This window comes from Cellulosimicrobium funkei (assembly GCF_004519295.1).
GTDB lineage: Bacteria > Actinomycetota > Actinomycetes > Actinomycetales > Cellulomonadaceae > Cellulosimicrobium > Cellulosimicrobium funkei.
In genome coordinates this window covers 308,806-333,063 of record NZ_SOZH01000001.1, presented here as the reverse complement: position 1 = coordinate 333,063, position 24,258 = coordinate 308,806, and the positions used below count along the sequence as shown (strand labels likewise).

General features: G+C 75.2%; 25 protein-coding genes. 11 read left to right on the top strand and 14 right to left on the bottom strand.

Going from position 1 to position 24,258, the window contains the following annotated elements; all coding sequences use genetic code 11:
* Positions 1-5: 5 nt before the first annotated feature.
* On the bottom strand, positions 6-1,463 hold the full coding sequence (locus E1O70_RS01485) for an ATP-binding protein (RefSeq protein ID WP_061269372.1): 1,458 nt from the start codon (positions 1,461-1,463) through the stop codon (positions 6-8).
* Positions 1,464-1,623: 160 nt separating this feature from the next.
* Here E1O70_RS01485 and E1O70_RS20275 point away from each other — a divergent pair, with 160 nt between their 5' ends.
* The 4 genes from E1O70_RS20275 (at position 1,624) to E1O70_RS01470 (ending at position 4,654) form a co-directional block, all read left to right on the top strand.
* Entirely contained in the window at positions 1,624-2,076 is a 453-nt protein-coding gene (locus E1O70_RS20275; RefSeq protein WP_061269373.1) for a hypothetical protein, read from the top strand.
* Positions 2,073-2,429, top strand: a complete 357-nt coding sequence (locus E1O70_RS20270; RefSeq protein ID WP_061269378.1) for a winged helix-turn-helix domain-containing protein — start codon at positions 2,073-2,075, stop codon at positions 2,427-2,429. Before E1O70_RS20275 ends, E1O70_RS20270 begins: the two co-directional genes overlap by 4 nt.
* An 86-nt stretch (positions 2,430-2,515) precedes the next feature.
* Positions 2,516-3,154 (top strand): DNA-3-methyladenine glycosylase I, encoded by a 639-nt coding sequence (locus tag E1O70_RS01475; RefSeq protein ID WP_061269374.1) that lies wholly within the window; start codon positions 2,516-2,518, stop codon positions 3,152-3,154.
* 57 nt (positions 3,155-3,211) lie between these two features.
* Entirely contained in the window at positions 3,212-4,654 is a 1,443-nt protein-coding gene (locus E1O70_RS01470) for an L-serine ammonia-lyase (RefSeq protein ID WP_061269379.1), read from the top strand.
* Between the two features lie 126 nt (positions 4,655-4,780).
* Here E1O70_RS01470 and E1O70_RS01465 read toward each other — a convergent pair whose 3' ends face one another.
* Both E1O70_RS01465 and E1O70_RS01460 read right to left on the bottom strand, forming a co-directional pair.
* On the bottom strand, positions 4,781-5,323 hold the full coding sequence (locus E1O70_RS01465; RefSeq protein ID WP_021483787.1) for a DapH/DapD/GlmU-related protein: 543 nt from the start codon (positions 5,321-5,323) through the stop codon (positions 4,781-4,783).
* Between the two features lie 20 nt (positions 5,324-5,343).
* Positions 5,344-6,648, bottom strand: a complete 1,305-nt coding sequence (locus E1O70_RS01460) for a glycosyltransferase (RefSeq protein ID WP_061269375.1) — start codon at positions 6,646-6,648, stop codon at positions 5,344-5,346.
* 152 nt (positions 6,649-6,800) lie between these two features.
* On the opposite strand from E1O70_RS01460, the gene E1O70_RS01455 reads away from it, so the two are divergent.
* Genes E1O70_RS01455 through E1O70_RS01445 form a run of 3 tightly spaced genes read left to right on the top strand, consistent with a single transcriptional unit; the run spans position 6,801 to position 8,943 of the window.
* Complete coding sequence (locus tag E1O70_RS01455; RefSeq protein ID WP_061269376.1) at positions 6,801-7,451, top strand: TetR family transcriptional regulator; 651 nt, start codon at positions 6,801-6,803, stop codon at positions 7,449-7,451.
* Positions 7,452-7,490: 39 nt separating this feature from the next.
* On the top strand, positions 7,491-8,090 hold the full coding sequence (locus E1O70_RS01450) for a sulfite oxidase-like oxidoreductase (RefSeq protein ID WP_034654951.1): 600 nt from the start codon (positions 7,491-7,493) through the stop codon (positions 8,088-8,090).
* Positions 8,083-8,943, top strand: a complete 861-nt coding sequence (locus E1O70_RS01445) for a ferredoxin reductase (RefSeq protein WP_061269377.1) — start codon at positions 8,083-8,085, stop codon at positions 8,941-8,943. The genes E1O70_RS01450 and E1O70_RS01445 overlap by 8 nt, the downstream gene beginning before the upstream one ends.
* A gap of 14 nt (positions 8,944-8,957) precedes the next feature.
* On the opposite strand, the gene E1O70_RS19780 is transcribed toward E1O70_RS01445, so the two are convergent.
* Positions 8,958-9,131 carry a hypothetical protein gene (locus tag E1O70_RS19780; protein WP_157464326.1) on the bottom strand — a complete coding sequence of 58 codons (174 nt, stop codon included), beginning with the start codon at positions 9,129-9,131 and terminating at the stop codon, positions 8,958-8,960.
* A 651-nt stretch (positions 9,132-9,782) separates the two neighbouring features.
* Between E1O70_RS19780 and E1O70_RS01440 the strand changes: the two genes are divergently transcribed.
* Positions 9,783-13,172 carry a discoidin domain-containing protein gene (locus E1O70_RS01440; protein WP_082774747.1) on the top strand — a complete coding sequence of 1,130 codons (3,390 nt, stop codon included), beginning with the start codon at positions 9,783-9,785 and terminating at the stop codon, positions 13,170-13,172.
* Between the two features lie 24 nt (positions 13,173-13,196).
* Here E1O70_RS01440 and E1O70_RS01435 read toward each other — a convergent pair whose 3' ends face one another.
* Positions 13,197-13,796, bottom strand: a complete 600-nt coding sequence (locus E1O70_RS01435; RefSeq protein WP_061268946.1) for a pyridoxamine 5'-phosphate oxidase family protein — start codon at positions 13,794-13,796, stop codon at positions 13,197-13,199.
* Between the two features lie 93 nt (positions 13,797-13,889).
* The gene (locus tag E1O70_RS01430; RefSeq protein WP_061268947.1) at positions 13,890-14,348 is read right to left on the bottom strand and encodes a hypothetical protein; all 459 of its coding nucleotides are present in this window, start codon (positions 14,346-14,348) and stop codon (positions 13,890-13,892) included.
* 139 nt (positions 14,349-14,487) lie between these two features.
* On the opposite strand from E1O70_RS01430, the gene E1O70_RS01425 reads away from it, so the two are divergent.
* A complete protein-coding gene (locus E1O70_RS01425) occupies positions 14,488-15,558 on the top strand; it encodes an App1 family protein (protein WP_061268948.1) in 1,071 nt (356 codons plus the stop codon).
* A gap of 88 nt (positions 15,559-15,646) precedes the next feature.
* On the opposite strand, the gene E1O70_RS01420 is transcribed toward E1O70_RS01425, so the two are convergent.
* Positions 15,647-16,852 carry a YeiH family protein gene (locus E1O70_RS01420; RefSeq protein WP_082774748.1) on the bottom strand — a complete coding sequence of 402 codons (1,206 nt, stop codon included), beginning with the start codon at positions 16,850-16,852 and terminating at the stop codon, positions 15,647-15,649.
* Complete coding sequence (locus E1O70_RS19775; RefSeq protein ID WP_021483057.1) at positions 16,852-17,016, bottom strand: hypothetical protein; 165 nt, start codon at positions 17,014-17,016, stop codon at positions 16,852-16,854. The genes E1O70_RS01420 and E1O70_RS19775 overlap by 1 nt, the downstream gene beginning before the upstream one ends.
* A gap of 293 nt (positions 17,017-17,309) precedes the next feature.
* Here E1O70_RS19775 and E1O70_RS01415 point away from each other — a divergent pair, with 293 nt between their 5' ends.
* The gene (locus E1O70_RS01415) at positions 17,310-18,167 is read left to right on the top strand and encodes a hypothetical protein (protein WP_061268949.1); all 858 of its coding nucleotides are present in this window, start codon (positions 17,310-17,312) and stop codon (positions 18,165-18,167) included.
* A 13-nt stretch (positions 18,168-18,180) separates the two neighbouring features.
* Here E1O70_RS01415 and E1O70_RS01410 read toward each other — a convergent pair whose 3' ends face one another.
* From E1O70_RS01410 to E1O70_RS01385, 6 genes are all read right to left on the bottom strand, one after another.
* The gene (locus tag E1O70_RS01410) at positions 18,181-19,125 is read right to left on the bottom strand and encodes an aldo/keto reductase (RefSeq protein ID WP_061268950.1); all 945 of its coding nucleotides are present in this window, start codon (positions 19,123-19,125) and stop codon (positions 18,181-18,183) included.
* A 33-nt stretch (positions 19,126-19,158) separates the two neighbouring features.
* Complete coding sequence (locus E1O70_RS01405) at positions 19,159-19,575, bottom strand: MerR family transcriptional regulator (protein ID WP_009864575.1); 417 nt, start codon at positions 19,573-19,575, stop codon at positions 19,159-19,161.
* A gap of 79 nt (positions 19,576-19,654) precedes the next feature.
* Positions 19,655-20,824, bottom strand: coding sequence for a hypothetical protein (locus tag E1O70_RS01400; RefSeq protein ID WP_174526031.1), 1,170 nt, complete (start codon positions 20,822-20,824; stop codon positions 19,655-19,657).
* Positions 20,825-20,947: 123 nt separating this feature from the next.
* A complete protein-coding gene (locus E1O70_RS01395; protein ID WP_061268951.1) occupies positions 20,948-21,394 on the bottom strand; it encodes a DoxX family protein in 447 nt (148 codons plus the stop codon).
* Positions 21,395-21,430: 36 nt separating this feature from the next.
* Positions 21,431-22,078: a response regulator gene (locus E1O70_RS01390; protein ID WP_240696558.1), complete on the bottom strand. Its 648-nt coding sequence runs from the start codon at positions 22,076-22,078 to the stop codon at positions 21,431-21,433.
* A gap of 26 nt (positions 22,079-22,104) precedes the next feature.
* On the bottom strand, positions 22,105-23,400 hold the full coding sequence (locus E1O70_RS01385; RefSeq protein ID WP_061268953.1) for a sensor histidine kinase: 1,296 nt from the start codon (positions 23,398-23,400) through the stop codon (positions 22,105-22,107).
* 106 nt (positions 23,401-23,506) lie between these two features.
* On the opposite strand from E1O70_RS01385, the gene E1O70_RS01380 reads away from it, so the two are divergent.
* Positions 23,507-24,256 carry a ZIP family metal transporter gene (locus tag E1O70_RS01380; protein ID WP_034654794.1) on the top strand — a complete coding sequence of 250 codons (750 nt, stop codon included), beginning with the start codon at positions 23,507-23,509 and terminating at the stop codon, positions 24,254-24,256.
* The last annotated feature ends 2 nt before the right edge of the window (positions 24,257-24,258 follow it).

The window sequence follows — 24,258 nt, the reverse complement described above, 5'->3', positions numbered from 1 at the left end:
CCGTCTCAGAGCATGCGTCGCGCGCGCAGGTACGCGGCGAGCTCGTCGTAGCGGCCGTCGGCGTTCGCGAACGTCACGACGTTGCGCGCGGACTGGAGCCACGCCGTCGTGGACGGCCGCACGTCCGCGAGCGCCGACTCCATGTCGGCCATCGTGACGGGTCGCACCTGACCGGACGCGATCGAGTCCATCATCGCCTTCTCGGCCGCCGTGGCCGCCAGGTGCTCCAGGTCCGCACCGGAGAACCCCTCGGTGCGCCGCACGACGGCGCCCAGGTCGATCCCGGCGACGGGCCGCCCCGCGAGGTGGTGGCGCAGGATGGCCTCGCGCGCGGGCTCGTCGGGCGGCAGGACGAGCACGACGCGGTCGAACCGGCCCGGGCGCAGGAGCGCGGTGTCGACGTCCCACGGGTGGTTGGTCGCGCCGAGCACGAACAGACCGTCGTTGTCGGAGCCGATGCCGTCCATCTCCTGGAGGAGCTGGTTGACGACTGTCCGCATGCCCGACGAGCCGGAGTACTGCGCGCGCCTGCCGCCGATCGCGTCGACCTCGTCGAGGAACAGGACGGCCGGCGCGAGCTGCCGCGCCCGCTGGAACAGGGCGTGGAGGTTCTGCTCGCTCTCCCCGATGTACTTGTCGAGGATGTCCGCGAGCGTCACCGTGAGGAACCGCGCGCCGAGCTCGCCCGCGACCGCGCGCGCCATGTACGTCTTGCCGGTGCCGGGCGGCCCGTAGAGCAGCAGGCCGCCGCGCAGCGACTTGCCGAACGCCTGCGCGATGGCCTGGTGACGCATCGGCTCCAGGAACGCCTCGCGGATGCGCTTCTTCACCGGCTCCAGGCCGCCGACGTCGGCGAGCGTCACCGTCTCGCGCGAGACCTCGAGCAGGCCCGACCCGTCGTCGGGGGCGTCGTCGCGCGCGGGCACGAGGAACGGCTGCCCGCCGCCGGGTGCAGGGTCCGCGCCCTCCTGCACGGGCGTCGGGCCCGGGTCGGCGGGAGCGGGGGCGACGGCCGGTTCCTCGACGAAGGGCGGTGGGACGCGCACGTCGAGCTCGTCCTCCAGCCGGTCCCAGTCGATGCCCGACGCCGGGCTCCCCTGCCCGGCGGGAGCGCCCTGCCCGGGGTGGTCGGACGGCGCGGAATCGCCGGACAGCGCGGGGTCGCCGGACGGCGCGGGCTTGCCGGACAGCGCGGGGTCGCCGGACGGCGCGGGGTCGCCCGGCGCGTGCCCGGGCGCGGCGTCTCCCCGCCGCGACGCCGCCGCGGCGGACGCGGCCGCCTCCTGCACGAGCCGCAGCGCCTCGCCGTCGGCGGGGTCGATCCGGAGCCCGGCGCTGGCCTGCTCGAGCGCCTCGACGGGACGCCCCGCGGCGAGCAGGAGGCTCGCGTAGTGCACGCGCAGCGGCGCGCTCGCGGGCGCTGCCGCGACGGCGGCGGCGAGCGCGGCCAGGGCGTCGGACATGGGTGCTCCTCGGGGACGGAGGTCGGGACGACGGCGTCGTGCGGCCCGGGGCGGGGCACGGCCGGGACCAGTGTGCACGGGACCGGTGACGCGCACGATAGGGAGAGGTCCCCATGGAAACCACTTGCCCTGATGGAAAGTAGATGCTTCGATGGCATCCATGAGCACCGACGACACGACCTCCTTGGCGCCCCTCGACGCGGCAGCCGCTCTCGACCGTGCCGACCGCCTCGCCGGCGCCACCCGGGCGCGCGGGTGGCGGTGGGTCCGGCTCTACCTGACGGGGTGGGCCGTCGCGAGCGTCGGGCTGGTGCTCGCGATCGGGCTCGGCGGCCGCGTCGGCTTCGTCGTCGGCATGGCGGCCTGGGTCGCGATCGTCACCGTCGGCGCCACGTGGGCGGGGCGGCAGGGCGCCCTGGCCGTCGGCACGCGACGCCGGATCGCCGTCGGCGCCGTGTCCTGGGCCGTGGTCTACGGGGCCGTGCTCGTCGCCGGGCTGGTGGTGTGGCCCGGCTCCGTCGCGTACTGGGTGCCCGCGGCGCTCGTGAGCGCCGTCCCGCTGCTCGTCGCGGCGTGGCGGCCCGCCCCGCGGGACGCGGCGGTGACGGCGTGACGACGCACCGTCCCACCACGGGCGACGGCTCCGCAGTCGACCACCACCCGCGCCACACGCTCGACGAGGTGATCCACTCCCCCGTGCGCCTCTCCGTCGTCGCCGCGCTCTCGGGCGTCGAGAAGGCGGACTTCCGGACCCTGCGCGACACCATCGAGCTGTCCGACTCGACCCTGTCGAAGCAGCTCACGGTGCTCGAGGACGCCGGGTACGTCGAGATCAGCAAGGAGCGTGCCGGACGACGCACGCGCACCTGGGTGCGCCTCACGCCCGCCGGCGCCGCCGCCCTGCGCGCGCACCTCGACGCGCTGCGCGCGATCGCCGAGGTCGCGCTGCCCCCGGCCGACGCCTGACCACAGGCGCCTCGGCGCACGCGCCCGGACGCACGCCGTCCACAGGGACCTCGTGGGTGTCGGCGGGAGGCGGCAGAGTGGGGCGCATGACGACCGAGACCGACGCGTCCACCCCGCTCGCCGTGCCCGACGACGCGCCGCCCGCGCCGCGCCCCGGCGCCCGCTGCTTCGGCGACGGCGACCCGCTCTACGAGGAGTACCACGACACCGAGTGGGGGGTGCCGGTGCACGGGGACACCGCGCTGCTCGAGCGCCTGGTCCTCGAGGGCTTCCAGTCCGGCCTGTCCTGGATCACGGTGCTGCGCAAGCGACCGGCGTTCCGCGAGGTGTTCGCCGGGTTCGACCCCGCGGCCGTCGCGGCGTTCGACGAGACCGACGTCGAGCGGCTCCTGGCGGACGCCCGCATCATCCGCAACCGCCAGAAGATCACGGCGACGATCGACAACGCGCGGGCGCTCCTCGCGCTGCAGGCCGACGGCGGCTCGCTCGACGAGCTGGTGTGGTCGTTCGCGCCGCCCGCGCGCTCCGGCCGACCCGCCACGTGGGGCGACGTCCCGAGCACGAGCCCGGAGTCGGTCGCCCTGTCGAAGGCGCTCAAGAAGCACGGCTTCCGGTTCGTCGGGCCCACGACGGCGTACGCGGCCATGCAGGCGTGCGGCCTGGTGGACGACCACCTCGCGACCTGCCCGGTCGCCATGAGCCGTCCCGCGCCCACGCGCTCGTGACCGATTCGCTATAGCAAAATCCGCCCGCATCGTGGACGAGGTGCGACCATGGTGGGCATGAGCGCCTACGTCTCGGTCCTCGACCTGTTCTCCGTCGGCGTCGGCCCGTCGAGCTCGCACACCGTCGGGCCGATGCGCGCGGCGAAGGCGTTCGTCACGACCCTGGCCGCGGACTACACGCTCGGCAGTGTCGCCGGCCTGCGGGTCGTGCTGTGCGGCTCGCTCGGCGCGACGGGCGTCGGCCACGGGACGCCGGACGCCGTCGTCGCGGGCCTGCTCGGCCTCGACCCCGAGACGTGCGACCCGGCGCGCGTGCCCGGGTCGTGGGAGAAGCTCGGCGACGGCGCGCCCGTCACGCTCCTGGGCCGCCACCGCATCACCATGACGAGCGACGACGTGCGCCTCGCGCCGCTGACGCGCATGCCCGGTCACCCCAACGGGATGCGCTTCACCGCGCTCGGCGCCGACGGCGCGACGGTCGCCGAGGAGGCGTACTACTCCGTCGGCGGCGGGTTCGTCCTCACCGCGGCCGAGCTCGAGGCAGCCGCCGCGAACGAGGCCGCCCAGGTCGGGGCCGAGCTCGCGGGCGAGGCGATCGACCCGCGGACCGAGCCGGCCGGTGTGCCGTTCCCGTTCGCCAACGCGGCCGAGCTCCTCGCGGTGTGCGAGCGCGAGCGGACGTCCATCGCCGCGGTCGCCTGGGCCAACGAGACCGCGCTGCGCCCGGTGGCCGACGTCGAGGCGGGCGTCGACCGCATCTGGGACACGATGAGCGCGTGCGTCGACGCCGGGCTGGAGCGCGACGGTGTCCTGCCCGGCCGGCTCAAGGTCCGGCGTCGGGCGCGTGCGCAGCGCGAGCGCCTCGAGCTGGCCGACGAGCGCGGCGCCGACACGACGATCGAGTGGCTCCAGGCCTTCGCGATGGCCGTCAACGAGGAGAACGCCGACGGGCGGCGCGTCGTGACCGCCCCGACGAACGGCGCGGCCGGGATCATCCCGGCCGTCGGGCGGCACTTCCTGCGCACGCACCCGGACGTCGCCGCCGACCCGGCGCGCCGCCGTCGGGCGATGCGCACGTACCTGCTCACCGCCGCCGCCATCGGCGCGCTGTACAAGCGCAACGCGTCCATCTCCGGCGCGGAGGCCGGGTGCCAGGGCGAGGTCGGGTCGGCCTGCTCCATGGCTGCCGGTGCCATCTGTGCGGTGCTCGGCGGCACGCCCGCCCAGGTCGAGAACGCGGCCGAGATCGCGATGGAGCACAACCTCGGCCTGACGTGCGACCCGGTCGGGGGACTCGTCCAGGTCCCGTGCATCGAGCGCAACGCCATCGCCGCGTGCACCGCCGTCTCCGCCGCGCGCCTCGCGCTCCAGGGCGACGGCTCGCACGTCGTCTCGCTGGACACCGTCATCGAGACCATGCGCCAGACGGGCGTCGACATGTCGACCAAGTACAAGGAGACCTCGACGGGTGGCCTCGCGGTCAACGTCGTCGAGTGCTGAGCCGGAGCGCAGCGGAGCAAGCGCAGGCTCCAGCACGACCGAGGACACGAGTGCTGAGCCAGAGCGCAGCGGAGCAAGCGCAGGCTCCAGCACGACCGAGAGAACCAGTGCTGAGCCGGCGGACCCTCACCAGGTGCGGCGGACGTCCGCCCGGGGCCCGGTCACGAGGCTGCGTGGCGGCACGTCGTCGGTGACGACGGCACCCGCGGCGACGACGGCGTCGCGACCGATGGTCACGCCGGGCAGGATGGTCGCGCCCGCGCCGATCCACACGTTCTCGTGGACGTCGATCGGGCCGCCGGTGAGCCAGACCTTGCGGTCGTCGGTGTCGACGGGGTGCCCGACGGTGATGAACGTGACCCGCGGTGCGACCAGCACGCGGTCGGCGAGCCGGATGCCGGCGTAGTCGAGGAACGTGCAGTTCTGGTTGACGAAGACCCGCTCACCGAGGTCGAGGTGCAGACCGTGGTCGGTGAAGAACGGCGGGTAGATCGTCGTGCGCGGGGGCAGCGGCCGCCCGAGGATCTGCTCGAGGAGCCGGGCCTTGCCGTCCTCGTCGTCGAACGGGAGCACGTTGAGCCGCGAGGTGAGCGCGGTCGCCTCCAGCACGCGCTCGGACATGGCGCGGAACTCGGGGCCGTGGATGCGCATGAGCAGGTCGCTGGGCATCCCCCGATCCTCCTCCTCCGTCAGCGTGCGGCACGGGGCGCGGCGCGCCGGGCGACGACCTCCTCCACGACCGCGACGACGCCGTCCTCCCCCGGCGCGGCGGCGATGCGCTCGCCGAGGCGCGCGGCGGCCCGGGTGTACGACGGGTCGTCGAGCAGGCGGCGCACCGCGCGTCGCACCTGGGCGGGTCGCGGCGTGCTGGTCCGCAGCCGCACGCCCGTCCCGGTCCACGCGACGCGGGCCGCCACCTCCGCCTTGTCCTCCGTCTTCCCGGCGACGACGACGGGCACGCCGTGCCGCAGCGCGTGGTGCACGCCCCCGTAGCCGCCGTTCGTCACGAGGACCGACGTGCGCGGGAGCAGCGCGTCGTACGGGAGGTACTCGGCCGCGCGCGCGTTCGGGGGCAGCGCGCCGAGCGTCTCGACGGGCCGCCCGCCGGTGGCGGCGACGACGAGCACGTCCTCGTCCGCGAGCGCGCGCAGGGTCGGGACGAGGAGCTGGTGCGGGTCCTCGTTCGCGACGGTGCCCTGGGTGACGTGGACGACGGGACGACGCGTGCCGAGGTCGTCCCACCAGGCGGGGAGGTCGCCGTGCGCGGCGACGGGCCGCGGCGGGCCGACGAACCGGACGGGCGTGACGACGTCGGGCCGCGGGTACTCGAGCTCGGGGACGGTGAGCTGCACGACGGCGTCCGCGTCGGCGGGCCAGCCCAGGAAGAACGTGTCGCTCGGGGTGGCGCCGGTCGCGCGCACCATGTCCTGCGCGGCGCGCTGCGGCGCGGCGAACGCGACGCCCTCGACGAACCGGTGCAGCGCCCGGTTGCGCAGCACCCCGAGCGGCCCGCGCGCGGGCAGCACGCCGAGGCCGAAGGGCGCGGTGAGGTCGCTCTTCAGCCCGAGCGGGAAGATGCCCAGCGCGAGCACGGGGGGACGCCGGTCGGCCGGGGTGGCGACGAGCGCCATCGCGCCGAGGAACAGGGGCTCGACGAGCACGACGTCGGCCGAGCGTGCGGCGAGGGCGTCGACGACGGCGCGGTGCTGCGCGGCACCCGGTCGGACGAAGATCTCGAGCATGTCGTGCCGGATCGCGTCGAGACCGGTGCGCCCCGCGCGGCCCGGGAAGGCGGCCGCGAGGTCGCGGTCGTCGAAGTCGGCGGCGGCGGGCAGCGGCACGTGCTCGGCGCCGGCCGCCTCCACGGCCGCGGCGAAGCGCGCGCCGGTGAGGAACCGGACCTCGTGGCCGTGCGCGACGAGCGCACGCGTGACCGCGAGCAGCGGGGTGACGTGGGCGTGCACGGGGGTGGAGCAGAGCAGGACGGTGGCCATCGGTGTGCCTCTCTCGGGCGGCGCGGGGACGCGTCGGTCGGACGGGAAGGCGCGGGACCGGGCCGTCCGCGCGAGGACGCCGTGGGGGAGGCGGCGTGTGAGAAGATCGGTAACCGTCAGGAGTATTCATCACCCTGGAGGGGTAGTCAATAGTGGTCCCCCGCGCCTACACGTCCGACCTCCGCACCGAGCAGGCGGCGCGCACCCGCGAGCGCGTCGTGCGCGCGGCGGCCGCGGAGCTCGCCGAGCGCGGTTACGAGCGCACGACCCTCGCCCGCGTCGCCGAGCGCGCGGGCGTGTCCCTCGAGACCGTCAAGGCGCACGGGCCCAAGCGCGCCCTGCTCCTCGCGGCCTTCGAGGTGACGTTCGCGGGGTCGGAGGGCCAGGAGTCGCTCGCCGCCCGGCCCGAGGGCCAGGCCGTCGCCGGGACCACCGACCCCGAGGACTTCCTCGACGGGCTCGTCGCGCTCGTGGCGGCGGCGAACGAGCGCGTCGCGGCCCTGTGGTCGGCGTTCACGTCGGCGGCACGCTCCGACGAGGCCGTCGCCGCCGAGCTCGCGGCGCTCCTCGACCGCCGCCGCGCGGACCTGCGCGCGAGCGTCGACGTGCTCGCCGACCACGGGTTCCGGCTGCGCGCGCCGCGGGACGAGGCCGCCGAGTCCCTGTCCTACCTCCTCGCGCCGGACGGCTGGACGCACTTCGCGGCCGGTGCGGGCTGGACGTGCGAGCGGTACCGCGCGTGGCTGCGCGACGCCGTCGTGCGCCTCGTCGCCGCACCGCCGCCGGGCGACGCGGACGCCTGACCCCTGGCGCGGCCTGGCGGGCCGCGCCTACCGTGAGCCATGAGCACCCTCACCCCCGGCTTCCAGGGCCGGCCCCGCCCGCAGGGCGTGGCGCTCCCGCCGGGCCAGTACGTCGAGACCGGGTTCCCCGTGCTCTCGGCAGGGCCCACACCGCGCGTCGACACCGCGACCTGGCGCTTCGACGTCACCACCGAGACCGGCGCGACCCGCTCCTGGTCGTGGGCCGAGCTCCTGGCGCTCCCCCAGGACGAGCCGACCGTCGACATCCACTGCGTCACCCGCTGGTCGAAGTTCGGCACGTCCTGGCGCGGCGTCTCGCTCGACACGCTCCTCGGCGAGGTCGAGTCCACGGCCGACTTCGCGATGGTCGGCTGCTACGGCGGCTACACGACGAACCTCCCGGTCGCCGAGCTGCTCGGTGGCAAGGCGTGGGTCGTGCACACCTTCGACGGCGCCCCGCTGCACCCCGTGCACGGCGGCCCCGCGCGGCTCCTCGTGCCGCACCTGTACTTCTGGAAGTCGGCGAAGTGGGTCAACAGCATCACGCTCATGCCCATGGACCGGCAGGGCTTCTGGGAGCGGCTCGGCTACCACGACCTCGGCGACCCGTGGCGCGAGCAGAGGTACCAGGGTGACTGAGGCGCCCGTCCGCCTCGGCGCGCGGTACGCGACGCCGTCGCGCTGGCAGGTCGCGACGCTCGTCGACGCGTGGGCGGAGAGCCCGTCCGCGCGGACGCTCGTCCTCGAGGTCCCCGCGTGGCCCGGCCACCTCGCCGGCCAGCACGTCGACCTGCGCCTCACCGCGCCCGACGGCTACACCGCCGAGCGCAGCTACTCGATCGGCAGCGCCGCGACGCGCACCCCTCTGCCCGACGACGACCCCTCCCCGGGCGGTCCGCCCGCCGTCCCGCAGGACGGCACGGTGCCCGACGGCGGCGCCCCCGCGCGCGTCGAGGTCACCGTCCAGCGGGTCCCCGGTGGCGAGGTCTCGACGTACCTCACCGACGTGTTCGCGGTGGGCGACGCGATCGAGCTGCGTGGGCCGGTCGGCGGGTGGTTCGTCTGGTCGCCGGAGCGCGACGCCGGGACGCCCGTGCTGCTCGCGGCCGGCGGGTCGGGCCTCGTGCCGCTCATGGCGATGCTCCGCACCCGGAGCGACGCCGGCGACCGCACGCCGTTCCGGCTCGTGTACTCGGTTCGCCGCCCCGAGGACATGCTGTACGTCGACGACCTCGACCGCCTCGCCGCCGCGCACGACGGGCTCGACGTCCACGTCGTCCACACCCGGTCGACCCCGCTCGGCTCGATGCGCGGGCCCGGTCGCCTCGAGCGGCGCGAGCTCGCCGCGTGGGGCTGGCCGCCCGAGATCGAGCCCGCGTGCTTCGTGTGCGGGCCGACGGGCTTCGTCGAGGCCGTCGCGCGACAGCTCGTGGCGCTCGGCCACGACCCGGCGCGGATCAAGACCGAGCGCTTCGGGCCCGCGGTCGACTGACCGCGGCGCAGGAGTCAGAGCGGAGGCGCCGGCGGCCCGCCCGCGGGCCCACGCGCCGCGCGCTCCGCGAGCACGCTGCGGAGCAGCATGATCGTCAGCACCAGCGCCCAGATGACCAGCACCGCGATCGTCACGAGCACGAGGACGTAGAGCAGGCTGAGGAACCCCAGGCCTGTGGACAGCATCATGCGCGGACCCTACCGGTGCGCAAGGGTCGCACCCCGCCGACACAGGTCGGAGAGAAGGCGGCGAGGCCGAGGTCCACGAGCCCTGCCTCGAGTCGCTCGCGGCCGGGTACGGCGCCGGGGCGCTCGAGGCCGACCTCGGGTCGGACGCCGGCCTCGAGCCGCTGGACCGGCGGGTCGCGCACCACACGGGCGTGCTGATCGAGGAGGCCGCCGTCGAGCGCGGAGGAGGACGGCACCGTCACGGCGGCCGCGACCCGCGCCACCGACCCCTGCTCCCGGGCGCCCGGGCCCCGTTCGTCGCGGTGAACCCTGCACGCGCGAGGGGCACCGTGTTTCGCCGAGGGAAAAGCGGGGCCCCTCGCGACGGCGGCTGCTCCTGCGACGAACCAGGCGCATCGGGTGCTTGCGACATCTCTTGACGCGCCCTTCACCCGCCAGTAGCGTTCTTGCGTGTTGACGCAAGAAATCAACACTCCGTTGTGCGGTGCGGCACAGCGGGTCCGCAATTCTCGAAGGTACTGACCCGAGCCATCCGGCCACGGCCGGACGTGCGCCGTGGCCCGTCCTCCGACCCGGCCGTCCGGTCCGGTGCGGGGTCGCGCTCGGCGCGGCCTGACGCCCGTCGACGACGACGGGAGATCGAGGACACCGATGAGACATCGACCCAGCACGTCGAACCGCACACCTGCCCGCGCACCGCAGCGCCGGCCCCGGCCCCGGCTCCGGCTCGTCGCCGCGACGGCGGCGGCGACCGCCCTGCTCGTCCCGCTCGGCCTGACGACCACCGCGACGGCGGCGCCCACGGTGCTGTCCACGGGGAAGGCGACGGCCGCGAGCAGCAACACCTCGCCGTACCTGTCCGGCAACCTCACCGACGGCAACCAGAGCACGTACTGGGAGTCGACAAACAACACGTTCCCGCAGTGGGCGCAGGTCGACCTCGGCACGACCGCCACGGTCGAGGACCTCGTGCTCAAGCTGCCCACGGGCTGGGGGGCGCGCAGCCAGACCCTCAGCGTGCAGTCGAGCACGGACGGCTCGAGCTTCACGACCCTCACGGCGAGCCAGGCGTACACGTTCGCCCCGGGGTCCGGGAACACCGTGACGATCGACGTGCCGGACACGCCTGCCCGCTACGTGCGCGTGCAGATCACGGCGAACACCGGCTGGCCTGCCGGGCAGCTCTCGGAGCTCGAGGTGCGCGGCACCGCCGGCGGCACGGACCCGGGGCCCGGGAACCCCCAGCCGCCCGCCGGCACCAACCTCGCCCTGAACAAGCCGATCGAGGCGTCGTCGACGGAGTGGCAGTTCGTGGCGAAGAACGCGAACGACGACAGCACGTCGACCTACTGGGAAGGCGCGGGCGGCGAGTACCCGAGCACGCTCAGCGTGTCCCTCGACTCCGCGACACAGCTCACGAACGTCGTCGTCAAGCTCCCGCCGGCGTCCGCCTGGGGCCCGCGCACCCAGACCTTCGAGGTCCAGGGTCGCGCGACCGCGACCGGCGCGTGGCAGACGCTCAAGCCGTCGGCGGGCTACGCGTTCTCCCCGACGTCCGGGAACACGGTGACGGTGCCCGTCACCGGCACGGCCAAGGACGTGCGCCTCCGGTTCACCGGGAACTCCGGCTCCGGCAACGGCCAGGTCGCCGAGCTGCAGGTGTTCGGCACTCCCGCACCCAACCCCGACCTCGTCGTCACGAGCGTCACCGCGACCCCCGCGTCACCGCTCGAGTCGCAGGCGATCACGCTGTCGGCCGTCGTCAAGAACATCGGCACCCAGGCATCCGCCGCGACCGACGTCGCGTTCACGCTCAACGGCCAGACGGTCGCCACGAAGCCGGTCGGCGGCCTCGCCGCCGGCGCCCAGGCGACCGTCACCGCCGACGTCGGCGCGCGCCCCGCAGGCAGCTACACGATCGGCGCGGTCGCCGACGCGGGCGGCACGGTCCCGGAGCAGGACGAGAGCAACAACGCCTACGCGAACCCCACCCCGCTCGTCGTCACGGCCGTCCCGAGCTCTGACCTCGTCCCGACGCTCACGTGGGCGCCGACCAACCCGTCGGCGGGCAGCACGGTGACGTTCTCCGCGACGATCGCCAACCAGGGCAACGTCGCGACCTCCGCGGCGGCGCACGGCCTCACCGTGACCGTGACGAACAAGGCCACGGGCGCCGTCGTGCGCACCCTCACCGGCTCCGTGAGCGGCGCGATCGCCGCGGGCGCGAGCAGCGCCAGCGTCGACCTCGGCACGTGGACCGCCGCGAACGGCAGCTACGACGTCAAGGTCGTCGCCGCGCCGGACTCCACCGAGGTCGCCGCGAAGCAGGCCAACAACACCGCGACCCGCGCGCTGTTCGTGGGACGCGGCGCCAACCTCCCGTTCGACACGTACGAGGCCGAGGACGGCGTCACGGGTGACGGCGCGAGCGTGCTCGCTCCCAACCGCGTCGTCGGCGACCTCGCAGGCGAGGCGTCCGGCCGTCGCGCGGTGACGCTCAACCAGACCGGCGCCTACGTCGAGTGGACCACCAAGGCTCCGACGAACACGCTCCTCACCCGCTTCTCCATCCCGGACTCGGCGGGCGGCGGCGGCACGAACGCGACGCTGGCGATCTACGTGGACGGCCAGTTCCTCAAGAACATCGACCTGACGTCGCGCTACGCGTGGCTCTACGGCAACGAGACCAACCCGGGCAACCAGCCGAGCCAGGGCGCGCCGCGCCACATCTACGACGAGGCGAGCACGCTGCTCGGCACCACGGTCCCCGCGGGCTCGAAGATCCGCCTGCAGAAGACCGCGCAGAACACGTCGCAGTACGCGATCGACTTCGTCGACCTCGAGCTCGCGACGCCGCGAGCCAACCCGAACCCCGCGCAGTACACGCAGCCCGCGGGCTTCACGCACCAGGACGTCCAGGCCGCGCTCGACAAGGTCCGCATGGACACGACGGGCACGCTCAAGGGCGTCTACCTGCCCGCGGGCGACTACCAGACGGCGAGCAAGTTCCAGGTGTACGGCAAGGGGGTCGACGTCGTCGGCGCCGGGCCGTGGTTCACGCGGTTCTTCGCGCCGCAGGGCCAGGAGAACACGGACGTCGGCTTCCGTGCCGAGGCGAGCGCCAACGGCTCGTCTTTCCGCGACTTCGCCTACTTCGGCAACTACACGTCGCGCATCGACGGGCCGGGCAAGGTGTTCGACTTCGCCAACGTGAAGAACATGACGATCGACAACATCTGGGTCGAGCACATGATCTGCATGTTCTGGGCCTCGAACATGGACGACTCGGAGGTCAAGAACTCCCGCATCCGGAACACGTTCGCCGACGCGATCAACATGACCAACGGCAGCGCGAACAACCACGTGCACAACAACCAGGCGCGCGGCACGGGCGACGACTCGTTCGCGCTCTTCGCGGCCACCGACAACGGCGGCAGCGGGCAGCGCGGCAACGTGTTCGAGAACCTCACCTCGACCAACACGTGGCGCGCCGCCGGGCTCGCGGTCTACGGCGGCCAGGACAACACGTTCCGCAACATCTACATCGCGGACACCCTGGTCTACTCGGGCGTCACGATCAGCTCGCTCGACTTCGGGTACCCGATGGAGGGCTTTGGCCCGGCGCCCACCGTGTTCGACGGGATCACCGTCGTCCGCTCCGGCGGGCACTTCTGGGGCAACCAGGTGTTCGGGGCCGTCTGGATGTTCTCGGCGTCCAAGGCGTTCGGGAACATCCAGGTGAACAACCTCGACGTCGTCGACCCGACGTACTCCGGGATCATGTTCCAGACGAACTACGTCGGCGGGCAGCCGCAGAACACCTTCCAGAACCCGACGTTCACCAACGTCACGATTACCGGGGCGAAGAAGAGCGGCGACGCCTACGACGCCAAGTCCGGCTACGGCATCTGGGCCAACCCGATGCCGGAGGCGGGCCAGGGGCCGGCCGTCGGCACCGCGACGTTCACCAACCTCACGTTCTCGGGCAACTACCGGGACATCGAGAACACGACGTCCACCTTCACCATCACGCGCAACTGACCCCGCCCGACGCCGCAGCCCGCCTCACGGGGCGGGCTGCGGCGCGCGCGGCGACCCCGGGCCCGGCTCCGGACCGTCCTGGCCGAACCGCCACCGCATCGCCGCGTGCTCGGACGTGCGCTCGTACGCGAACACGACCTCGGGCCGCACGGCGAAGACGAGCGCCGGGTCGCCGTCGTGGAGGAACACGCCGTCCCCGACGTCGAACGTCCAGTCGTCGCCGTACTTGCAGCGCCACCGCTCGGCGAGGCGGCGCAGCGCCGCGTCGTCGGTGACGCGCGCGGCGGTGCCCTCGACGACGACGTCGAGCGCGTCCTCGTAGGCGTTCGTCCCGGTCGTGAGGACGACGCGCGCGTTCTCGGCCAGGTTGCGGGCCTTGCGCTCGTCGGGCCCGGTGGTCACGTGGAGGCGGCCGTCGGCGACGACCGTCATGAGCGGCGTGACGTGCGGGCGCCCGTCAGGGCGCACGGTCGAGATCCACGAGATCTCGGCCCGTTCGAGCGCGCCGCGCACCGTCTCCCACGGGACGGGGCGCGCGCCGGGAGAGCTGAAACCGGGGACGAGCGTGCCCTCGGGTGCGTCGGGGGCGTCGGGTCGCGCGGCCGGCTGGTCGGTGGTGGTCATGGCGGTCCTCTCGTCGGTCCTGCCCCTGGGACCGACGAGCGCGCCCGGACTCATCGGTCGTGCGGACCGCGGTCCTGCGCCGACGGCGGGACGTCACCGCACGTCGTCGGGGCCGGCCTCGTGCCCGGGGCGGCCCGCCGTGCGCCGGTCCTGCTTCATCCGGGCCTCGAACAGGTGCCGTGCGCCGCCCGCGAGCCCGTCGCGCGCGGCGCGCTCGTGCTCGCGGAACGCCGACCAGTAGCCGTCGTCGTACTCCTCGACGAGCTGGAACGTCCAGCGGCCGGGGACGACGTTGCGGCCCACGAGGTCCGTCTCGATGCGGTCCGCGACCTCGGTGTGCCCCGCGGCGCGCAGCTTCTCGACCGCGTCGCCGAGGGCGAGGTCCGCCTCACCGGTGAGCTGGTGGAACGTGTAGAGGTGCCCGCGCGCGCGTTCCGTCGTCTCGAGCGCCTCGCTCAGGGCACCGAGCGCCTCGACGGTCGCGTCGCTCACGCCGTCCGGCACGGGACGGCCGGGCAGGTCCGCAGGGTTCCGGGAGGTCTCGTCGCTCACGCGGCCACGCTAGGCACGGCCCGCCGGGCCCGCACGCGCTCGCCGGCGACGACCGCCGCCCCGAGCGACACCCCGCGCGCGTGGGCAGGCTGTGACAGGGTTGACCCGCCACCCCCGACCGAGGACAGCGCCGCGAGCCATGCCACAGACCGCACCCGTACCGACCGTCCCGAGCGAGCCCACCCCGAGCCAGCGCCCCCACCGGGCCGCGCGGCTCGAGGACCGGTGGCGCGCCGTCGTCTCCCGCTTCCAGAAGGCCCGCGGGTGGCGCCCGCGCGTCGAGCCGTTCGCCGGCTACGGGAGCCCGCGCCGCGTGCGCGTGCTGGGCCGGGTGCTGCTCGCGAGCCCCGCGTTCGACCCGGCGCTGCACGAGCGCGAGTCCGCGGACCGCCGCGGCTGGCGCTACTTCTTCACCGCCCCGGCCCCGCGCGAGGAGGTCCGCGTGCGGGTGGGCGGCACGACGGTCGACCTCGTGTCCGACCGCGGCGGCTACCTCGACCGGGTGATCGACGTCGACCTCGCGCCGGGCTGGCACGACGTCTCGTTCCGCACCTCGGCGGGCGCGACGGCGACCGGCCGGGTGTTCGTCGTGGCCGACGGGCGCCGGCTCGGCGTCGTCTCGGACATCGACGACACCGCGATGGTGACCGCCGTCCCGCGCCCGTTCATCGCGGCGTGGAACACGTTCGTGCGGCACTCGAGCGCCCGCGTGCCGGTGCCGGGCATGGCGGCGCTGTACCGCGGCATCGCGACGTCGCGGCCCGGCACCCCGTTCGTCTACGTGTCGACGGGCGCGTGGAACACCGCCGCCAACCTGCGGCGCTTCCTCCAGCGCCACGGCTTCCCGCCCGGCCCGCTGCTGCTCACCGACTGGGGCCCCACCAACACGGGCTGGTTCCGCAGCGGCCCGGAGCACAAGGACACGTCGCTCGACCGGCTGTTCCGCGAGCTGCCCGACGTCGACTGGCTGCTGATCGGCGACGACGGCCAGCACGACCCCGACATCTACGCGCGCGCCGCGCGGCGCCACCCGGGCCACGTCGCGGCCGTCGCGATCCGCGAGCTGACGCCCGCGCAGCAGGTCCTCGCGCACGGCTCGCCGCTGCCCGCGCCGGGCAGCCTGCCGGGCGACGTCGGGGGCGTCCCGACGGCGCACGGGCCCGACGGCGACGCGCTCACCCGCTCGCTCGCCCGGGTCCTGCGCCGCTGACCGCCCGGCCCCGCTCGGGGCCCCGCGCCACGAGACAGAGGCACGGTCCGAGGACCACGCCTCTACCTCGCGCGTCAGGACTGGCGTGTCAGACCTCCAGGTTCGCGAACAGCACGCTCGCGAGGGCGAGCCCCACCACGAGGTTGAACACCGTCGCGGACCCGAACACGACGAGCGGCTTCCAGCCCGCCTCGCGCACGGCCGTGACCTTGAACTCCAGGCCGATCGAGACGAACGCGACGATGAAGAACACGGTGCTCAGCGACTTGAGGACCGCGATCTGGTCCGCCGACGCGTCGGCGCCCACGGCGCCGACGTACACCGTGGCGGCGACGGACGCGGCAAGGAAGCCGAGCACGAACTTCGGGAACCGCGTCCACAGCTCGCGCACGCGCGGGGCCGAGGCTCCCGGCGTCCGCTCGACCTTGAACGCGAAGTACGCGGTGAGGGCGACGGCGACGACGCCGATGAGCGCGTTCTGGGTCGCCTTGACGATGGCCGCGACCTGGAGCGCCTCGTCCCCCGCGAGGGCGCCCGCCGCGGTGACGGCCGCCGTCGTGTCGATGTTGCCCCCGATCCAGGCGCCCGCGACGGCCGGGCTGAGGCCGAGCGACTCGGCCAGCGCCGGGAGGACGAAGATCGACGGGAGCGCGAAGAGGATGACGACGCTCGCCGTGTACGCGAGCTGCTCCTTCTTCGCCTGCACCGCACCGGCCGCGCTGATCGCGGCGCTCACCCCGCAGATCGACACCGCGGACGCGAGCAGCGCCCGGAGCCGGTCCTCGATACCGAGGCGTCCGCCGAGCCACCACGTGAACCCGAACACGAGCGTGATGAGCAGGAACGCCTGGGCGATCGCCGGGCCCGCCGCGGACACGATGAGCGCCAGGTTCACCGTCGCGCCGAGCAGGACGAGCCCGGTCTTGATGAAGAGCTCGGTGCGGAACGCAGCGGAGAGCCGGTCGCGGAGCCCGAGCGCGGTGAGCACGAGGTTGCCGAGCAGGCCGAGCGCGATCGCGTACACCGGGTACTCGACCGCCTTGGCGATGCCCGCCAGCGACGTGCCCGCGAGCCAGTCGGGCACGTGCTGCTCCAGGTAGCGGACCGACCACGCGAGGCCGAGGAGGACGACGACCCCGGCGACGACGTAGCCCGCCCCGGGGTTGCGCCCGTCCTGGACGACGGACTCCTCCAGGCTCGTGCCCGACGTCGGGCCGCGCCCCTCGGGGTCCGTCGCCGGGTCGGTGGTCGGCGTGGTGCTCGTCGCCGCGGGCGGCGGGGTGGGGGCGCTCATCACGGCACCAGCCCTTCGGGGATCAGCCCGAGGAGGCCGAGGGCCACGATCAGGAGGCCGACGCCGGTCGCGAGCCAGTCCTCGGAGAGGTGGACGCGGCGGACGGTCTCGACGGTGACGGGTGGTTCGACGCGCGCGGCGCCGGGGGTCTCGTGCTCGCTCATGGTGGTCCTGTCGCAGGGAGTCGGGAGGTCGGCGGTCCGGGCAGGGGCGACGGACGGCCGCGCGACGACCGCGAGAGCGCGGCCTACCTCGCGACGTGTCGGGGTCCGTCGCCCCGTCGACACAGCACGCCGGGGCGCGGGGCGCGCCCGGCGGGAGGTCGGGTGCCGGTCATGGCGACATGGTCCTCGGGCCGGGCGGTCGACCGGAAGCGGGTTCTCGCATCTCGGGCGGACGTGACCCAACGTGACGCGTCCGGGGTGCCGTCCCCCGCGCGTGGTGGTTGCCTGGGGACATGACCACGCCGAACGACCCGTTCCCCACGCCTGACCCCGAGCCCGCGCCGACGCGCCGAACGTGGCCGTGGATCGTCGTCACGGTCGTGGCGGTGCTGGTGATCGCGCTCGTCGTGTGGCTGGTCAACCGCCCGACGGACGACGCGCCCGCCGTCGAGACGCCCGCGCCGTCGACGAGCGCTCCCGCGAGCCCGTCCCCCACCGACGCGGCGTCGCCCACCGACGGCGCCTCGACCCCCGCCGCGGAGGGGTGCCCCGCCACCGGCGACGGCGTCCCCGCCGGGGCGGGCACGCACGAGATCGTCGACGTCGACGGCGACGGCCGCCCGGACACCGCGTGGCTGACCGGCGGCGCGGACCGCACGTTCGGCATCACGACGGCGTCCGGCGCCACGTTCTCCGCACCCGTCGAGTCGGCGAGCCCGCAGCCGGCGAGCGCGATCGTCCAGCTCGTCGCGGCGGGCGACGGGACCGCGCCGATCGCGCTCGTCGACACCGGGCGCGAGGTCCTGCTGCTCTCGGCCGCCGACTGCGCCCTGACGCCGACGCAGAACGCCCAGGACGAGCCCTACACGTTCGACAAGGGCTTCACGGGCTTCGGCACGGGCGTCGGCTGCACCGAGGTCGACGGCACGCTGCGCCTCGCGGGCCTGAACGCCGTGCCCGACGACGGCTCCACCTTCACGGTGTCGCGCACCTTCGTCGACCTCGACACGGGCGCGAAGGTCGCGACGAACGGCGAGGAGGAGACGGTCGCACAGGGCGCCGCCGCCGACGACCCGGTGGTCACGACGGCGCAGGAGACGAGCTGCGGCGACCTCGTGGCCGGCCAGGACGGCCCCGCCGAGCCGCAGTAGCCCCGCCGAGGGGTCAGCGGGCGTCGGCAAAGCGGTCCAGCTGGCTCGGGGACAGCGCGACGTCGCGCGCGGCCATCGCCTCGTCGACCTGCTCGACCCTGCTCGCCCCGACGATGGGCGAGATCCCCTGGCTCATGAGCCAGGCCAGGACGACCTGGTTCGGCGTCGCGCCGGTCTCCCGGGCGACCTCGTCGAGCACGCGGAGCACGCGCTCGGTCCCGGGGTGGGCGTAGCCCGCGGAGAACGGACGGTCCGCACGGGAGTACCCGCCCATCATCAGGGGCGTGTAGCACCACAGGTCGAGCCCTTCCGTGCGCGCGTGGTCGAGGTCGTCCGGGGACAGGAGCTTGTGGCCCGCCTCCGGGACCGTCGTGCCCGGGCGGGGCTGCACGAGGGAGTGTCGGAGCTGCAGCGCCGACCACGCGGCCACGCCCTGCCGACGCGCGAGGTCACGCGCCTGCTGCACCCGCCACGACGCGTGGTTGGCCGCGCCGATCCGGGTGGCACGCCCCTCGGCCACCGCCTCCCCGAACGCGGCGACGGTCTCGCCGAGGTCGACCGTCCGGTCCTCCGCGTGCGCCCACAGCAGGTCGACGTGGTCGACGCCGAGGCGCTCGAGGCTCCCGTCGAGCCCGGCCCGGACGGCGGACGCGGAGAGCCCCTCCGCGCTCTCGGGCCACGCGTGCGCGACGAGCGGGTCCTGACGGACCTTGGTCGCGAGCCCGACGGCCGAGCGCGCCCCCGGGTTCGCCCGCAGCCACGCGCCGAGCACGCGCTCGCTGGCGCCGCCCAGCCCGCTCGGGTCGGTCCAGAAGGCGTAGCAGTTGGCGGTGTCGAGCCAGTGGCCGCCGGCCTCGACGAAGCGGTCGAGCAGCCGGAACGCGGTGGTCTGCTCCACGCGCGTGCCGTGGTCCATGGTCCCGAGGACGATCTGGGGGGCGTTCTGCTGTGCGGTCATGCCCCGATGCTCGATGCTGGAGCGCGCTCCAGGTCAAGCGGTGCTCGACGGCGGACCCGGCTCCCCCTCGACGCCCGGGCCCGGGGCCTCTCCCGCCTGCTCGCGGTAGTACGCGATCTTCTCGTCGAGCACGCCGAGCGCGAGGTCGATCCGCGCCCTGCGCTCGTGCAGCTCCCGACGATGGCCCTGGAGGAACGCGACGCGGTCCGCGGGGCTCCCCTCGCGGCGGAGGAGCGACGTGAACTCGCGCAGCTCGGAGATCCCCAGCCCTGCGTCCCGGAGGCACGTCACCAGCCCGATCCAGAACAGGTCGTCCCCGTCGTAGGCCCGGTGCCCGCCGGCCGTGCGGGCGATCGGCCCGATGAGCCCCTCCCGCTCGTAGTAGCGGAGCGTGTCGAGGCTGACGCCTGCTCGGGCGGCGGCGGCCTGCGGCGTGAGCGTGTCGGACATGAGGAGCCTCTCTCTGCACGATCGGTACCCGCTCCTGATTCTGGGTCCTGGTGCGCGCTCCGGGCCAACGCCGCCTGGCTCACCCGCGCCCGCACACCCGGCACGCGCCACGGCGTCGGAGCCAGTAGGCGTAGGTCGCCGCGCCGAGCGCGAGCGACCAGACCGGCCACAGGAGCGTCGGCCCGACGGCGCCCCACGAGTCCGCGGTCAGGGCCAGCTGGCTCTCGCCGAACCCGAGGACGATGAGCGAGAGCCCCGCGGGGAGCACCGCGATCGCGACGACCGTCGCGGGGACCACCGCGAGCCCCACCGGCACGCGGCGGCCTGCGAGCCCGACCGTCCAGCGCGGGAAGACCTCGCCCCAGCGCTGGAACAGGCCGAGCGTGAGCACCGCGCCGACGAGCGCGAAGCCGCCCAGGCCGAGCGCCGCGACCCAGCCGTCGTCCCCGGCGAGCTGCGCGACGTCGTCGGGCGAGAAGCCGAGCGGGATGCCGAGCACCCAGGCGATGCGCGTGACCGCGTAGAAGGTGGGGATCGCGGCGGCGACGAGCGCGGCGGTCCGGCCCCAGCGCGCCGCGGCGGCGGGCGTGGTCCACGCCGGGTCGTGGCCGTCGTGGCGGCGCCCGCAGGACGCGCACGCCCCGGCCCCGCGGCGCACGAACCGCCACGTCGAGGCGACGAGCAGGGCACCGCCGCCGAGGAGCGCGAGCTGCGTGAGCGGGCCGGCGCCGAGGAAGTCCTCGAACGCGGCGCGGATCAGGGGGTCGAACGGCGCCATGACGAGCGTGACCGGCAGGTACCCGAGCCGGGCGAGGATCGACGCGTCGGTGAGGGCGAGCACCCCGACCGAGACGACCGCGGTCGCCGCGACGGTCAGCGCGCGGTCGGCCCGGGCGACGGGACCGCGCCGGGCCCCGAGCCACGCGCGCAGCGCGGTGGCCGCGCCGACGAGCGCGAGGACCGCGACCCACGGCGTGAGGGTCGCGCCCGGAACCCTGCTCAGGGCGCCGAACGACAGGTCGTTCGCGGCACCGACGGCGAGCGTGCCGCCGGTCAGGGTGACGACGAGCGCGACGACGCCGCCGAGGGTCCACCACGCCGCTGCGGCGGGGGCGACCCAGCGGCCACGGGACGGCCGCCCGGGACGGGCGGGTGGTCCGCCGCGGGTGGACGGTCGGTGGTCGTCGGCCGACGGCGCGGGTGCGGGCGTGCGGTCGGACAGGGGCGGGTGCGGTGTCGAGGTGGTCATGCCTCGACGCTCCCGGACCCCGCCCGCCAGCGGATCCCCCGGCACGGCGAGCCCGCTCCCCCGCGCGGGTGACCGCGCTCCGGCGCGACCGGTCCGGCAGCGACCGGCCGGCGCGTCAGGGGATCAGTCGCGCGGGCTCGCCCGACGCAGCGCCCGGAGGGCGCCCGTGGACCAGAGCGCCCACGCCACGAGCACGGGCTGGAAGAACAGGCGCCCGAACCGCTTGGCGTCGGTGTCGAGGCCGAACCCGTCCTGGTGCTCGAGCCACTGCCCGACGTTCCCCGGGAAGATCACCACGAAGAACGCGGCGGCGACGAGCCCGACGGCGACGCGCCACCGGGACAGCACGACGAGCGACCCGCCGAGCGCGATCTCGACGGCGCCCGACGCGAGCACCGTCACGTCGTCGTCCACGGGGAACCAGGACGGGACCTGCGCCTGGAACTCCTCGCGCGCGACCGTGAGGTGGCTGATCCCGGCCCCGACCAGGGCGAGCCCCAGCGCGACGCGCGCGACCGTCGCGACGGGCGGCACGGGCGGGGCGGGGCGGGTGAGCACGGAGAGGTCCATGGCGCGATCGTCGCACCGGGGCGGTCGGCGCGCGCGTCAGCCCGCCCGCACGAACCCCGACTCGTACGCGCGCACCACGGCCTGCGTGCGGTCCCGGACGCCGAGCTTGGCGAGGACGTTGCCCACGTGCGTGCGCACGGTCTCGACGCCGAGGTAGAGCTCGGCCGCGATCTCTGCGTTCGACAGCCCCTGCGCGACCAGCCGCAGCACCTCCCCCTCCCGCTCGGTCAGGCGCGCGCCGCGCAGCGCGTCGCCCGTGGGCGGGTGCGCCGTCGCGAGGCGTCGCACGGCGTCGGGGAAGAGCAGCGACTCGCCGCGCGCGACGACGCGCACCGCCTGCGCGACCTCCTCCGGGCGAGCGCGCTTGAGCAGGAAGCCGTGCGCCCCGGCCCGGAGCGCGTCGAGCACGTGGTCGTCGTTCTCGAAGGTCGTGAGCACGAGCACGCGCGGAGCGCCGTCGCGCGCGAGCAGCGCCCGCGTCGCCGCGATCCCGTCGACGCGCGGCATCCGCACGTCCATGAGCACGACGTCGGGCCGCGACCGCGCGACGACGCCCGGCACCTCCGCGCCGTCCCCCGCCTCGCCGACGACCTCCAGGTCCGGCTCCGCGTCGAGGATGACGCGCAGCCCCGCGCGCACGAGCGGCTCGTCGTCGACGAGCACCACGCGGACCGTCCCCGTCACGGGACCGCTCCTGCCGGGGCCCGCGCTCATCGCGACGACCCCGCGCGCGGGAACGTCGCGCGCACGACCCAGGCGCCGCCGTCGGGCGCGGGACCGGCCGCGACCTCCCCGCGCAGCAGGTGGGCCCGTTCGCGCATGCCCGCGAGGCCGCGGTGCTCGCGCGCGCCGCCGTCGGGTGCCCGACGCCGTGTCCCCGCCCCGAGCGGGTTGCGCACCTCGACGACCAGCGCGTCACCGGGACCGGGCGCCACCTCGACGGCGACGGGCTCGCCGGGCGCGTGGCGCAGCGCGTTGGTCAGCGCCTCCTGCACGACCCGGTACGCCTCCTGCGACACGGCGCGCGGGACGTCGGGCAGCGCGGCGCCGTCCCGCGCGAGCCGCACGTCGGCGCCCGTGCCGCGCGCGTCGTCGAGCAGTGCGTCGAGGTCGGCGAGGGTGCGGGCCGGGGCGCGGGGCGGCGCCCCCGGGACGTCCGCGCGCAGGAGGCCGAGCACGTGGTCGAGGTCCGCCATCGCGCTGCGGCCCGTCTCCTCGATCGCGGCGAGCGCACGGCGCGCCGCGGGCGGGTCGGAGTCCAGCAGGCGTGCCGCCGCGGCCGCCTGGAGCGTCGTGACGGTCAGCGCGTGGCCGACCGAGTCGTGCAGCTCGCGCGCGAGCCGGCCCCGCTCGGCCGCACGGTCTGCGGCCGCCTCGAGCTCCGCGATCTGCTCCGTCTGGTCCGGGCCGAGCAGCGGGAGGGCCGCCTGGCGCAGCACGGCGCGCGCGAGCGCCACGACGTACGGGACGGCGAGCAGCACGAGCACCGCGGTGAGCAGCCACGTCCACGCGGGCAGCGCCTCCCACGGTCGCCAGTCGGCGAGCAGCACCGGCTCGACGCCCGTCGCGGACAGCACGAGCTGCGTCGCGACCGGGACCCCGAACAGCACCACGACCACGACCGCCGCCCCGAGGGCCAGGTGCAGCGCGTACCAGGCCGCGGCCCGCCAGCGCGTCGCCGCCCCCGGCGGGGCGGCGCCGGCTGCGGGGAGCGGCACGTCGACGTCGAGGAACGTCCGCGCCGCCGCGATCTCGAGCGTCCGCACGGGCGCGAGGAACGGGGGCGCGCTCGCGAGGACCGCCGTCACGAGCGCCAGGACGACCGTCGCGACGCGCGGCGTCTGGAGGGACGCGAACATCTGCACGAACCCCGCGACGAGTGCCGCGTACGCCCCGGCGACGACGCCGCCGACCACGAGGAGCACCCCGGCGCGCACGGTGGCCGTGCTGCGCAGCGGGGCGAGCACCCGTCCCCACCCTCGCGGCGGGCGCGCGTCGGTCGTCATGGCCCCCAGTCTCACCGCGCCGCCCGCGCGGCACATCCCCTCGACGGGGGAACCGCGGCGTGCGCGACGCCGCGCGCCCCGGCACGCCCGCTGGTCCAATGGGAGCGTGATCGGGTTCTGGTGGGGCCTCGTCGGGGCGTCGTCGCTGCTCCTCGGGGCCGCGCTCGTCTTCTGGCGCCCGCCGGGCCAGCGGCTCGTCGGGCTCGTCATGGCGTTCGGCTCGGGCGTGCTCATCAGCGCGGTCGCCTACGACCTCGTGGAGGACGCGTCGACCCGCGCGAGCGGGCTCGTCCTGCTCGCGGGTCTCGCGGGCGGGGCGCTGACGTTCTTCGTCGGCGACCGGATCATCGACCGGATGGGCGGCGAGGGCCGCAAGCGCTCCACGGGCGTGCAGAAGGAGTCGGTCCAGGCCGCGGGCGGGACCGGCGGCGCGGCGATCGCGCTCGGCACCGTGCTCGACGGCATCCCCGAGTCCGTGGTGCTCGGCGCGACGCTCATCGGGGGCGGCGGGGTGAGCGTCGCGATGCTCGCCGCCGTCTTCGTGTCCAACCTGCCCGAGGCGATGTCGGCGACGGCGGGGCTGCTCAAGGCCGGCACGAAGCCGTCGCGGCTGTGGGTGCTGTGGGGGTCGACGACGCTCGTCTCGGCGCTCGCGGCCGGGATCGGCTACCTCGCGCTCGACGGCGCGTCGCCCGCCGTCGTGGCGGTCACCCAGGCGTTCGCCGCGGGGGCGCTGCTCACCATGCTCGTCGACACGATGATCCCCGAGGCGACGGAGTTCGGCGGCCCGGTCACCGGCCTCGTCACCGTGCTCGGGTTCGCGACGGCGTTCGGCCTGAGCTCGATCGGCGGCTGACC

Excerpts from the sequence above, each read along its gene's own strand:
- E1O70_RS01465 (WP_021483787.1), bottom strand. The coding sequence starts at position 5,323 with ATGCCCAGCGACCTGCTCATGCGCATCCACGGCCCCGAGTTCCGCGCC.
- E1O70_RS01485 (WP_061269372.1), bottom strand. The coding sequence starts at position 1,463 with ATGTCCGACGCCCTGGCCGCGCTCGCCGCCGCCGTCGCGGCAGCGCCC.
- E1O70_RS20275 (WP_061269373.1), top strand. The coding sequence starts at position 1,624 with ATGAGCACCGACGACACGACCTCCTTGGCGCCCCTCGACGCGGCAGCC.
- E1O70_RS01460 (WP_061269375.1), bottom strand. The coding sequence starts at position 6,648 with ATGGCCACCGTCCTGCTCTGCTCCACCCCCGTGCACGCCCACGTCACC.
- E1O70_RS01415 (WP_061268949.1), top strand. The coding sequence starts at position 17,310 with ATGACCACGCCGAACGACCCGTTCCCCACGCCTGACCCCGAGCCCGCG.
- E1O70_RS01425 (WP_061268948.1), top strand. The coding sequence starts at position 14,488 with ATGCCACAGACCGCACCCGTACCGACCGTCCCGAGCGAGCCCACCCCG.
- E1O70_RS19775 (WP_021483057.1), bottom strand. The coding sequence starts at position 17,016 with ATGAGCGAGCACGAGACCCCCGGCGCCGCGCGCGTCGAACCACCCGTC.
- E1O70_RS01395 (WP_061268951.1), bottom strand. The coding sequence starts at position 21,394 with ATGGACCTCTCCGTGCTCACCCGCCCCGCCCCGCCCGTGCCGCCCGTC.
- E1O70_RS01385 (WP_061268953.1), bottom strand. The coding sequence starts at position 23,400 with ATGACGACCGACGCGCGCCCGCCGCGAGGGTGGGGACGGGTGCTCGCC.
- E1O70_RS01470 (WP_061269379.1), top strand. The coding sequence starts at position 3,212 with ATGAGCGCCTACGTCTCGGTCCTCGACCTGTTCTCCGTCGGCGTCGGC.
- E1O70_RS01475 (WP_061269374.1), top strand. The coding sequence starts at position 2,516 with ATGACGACCGAGACCGACGCGTCCACCCCGCTCGCCGTGCCCGACGAC.
- E1O70_RS01450 (WP_034654951.1), top strand. The coding sequence starts at position 7,491 with ATGAGCACCCTCACCCCCGGCTTCCAGGGCCGGCCCCGCCCGCAGGGC.
- E1O70_RS19780 (WP_157464326.1), bottom strand. The coding sequence starts at position 9,131 with ATGATGCTGTCCACAGGCCTGGGGTTCCTCAGCCTGCTCTACGTCCTC.
- E1O70_RS01405 (WP_009864575.1), bottom strand. The coding sequence starts at position 19,575 with ATGTCCGACACGCTCACGCCGCAGGCCGCCGCCGCCCGAGCAGGCGTC.
- E1O70_RS01410 (WP_061268950.1), bottom strand. The coding sequence starts at position 19,125 with ATGACCGCACAGCAGAACGCCCCCCAGATCGTCCTCGGGACCATGGAC.
- E1O70_RS01420 (WP_082774748.1), bottom strand. The coding sequence starts at position 16,852 with ATGAGCGCCCCCACCCCGCCGCCCGCGGCGACGAGCACCACGCCGACC.
- E1O70_RS01400 (WP_174526031.1), bottom strand. The coding sequence starts at position 20,824 with ATGACCACCTCGACACCGCACCCGCCCCTGTCCGACCGCACGCCCGCA.
- E1O70_RS01440 (WP_082774747.1), top strand. The coding sequence starts at position 9,783 with ATGAGACATCGACCCAGCACGTCGAACCGCACACCTGCCCGCGCACCG.
- E1O70_RS01435 (WP_061268946.1), bottom strand. The coding sequence starts at position 13,796 with ATGACCACCACCGACCAGCCGGCCGCGCGACCCGACGCCCCCGACGCA.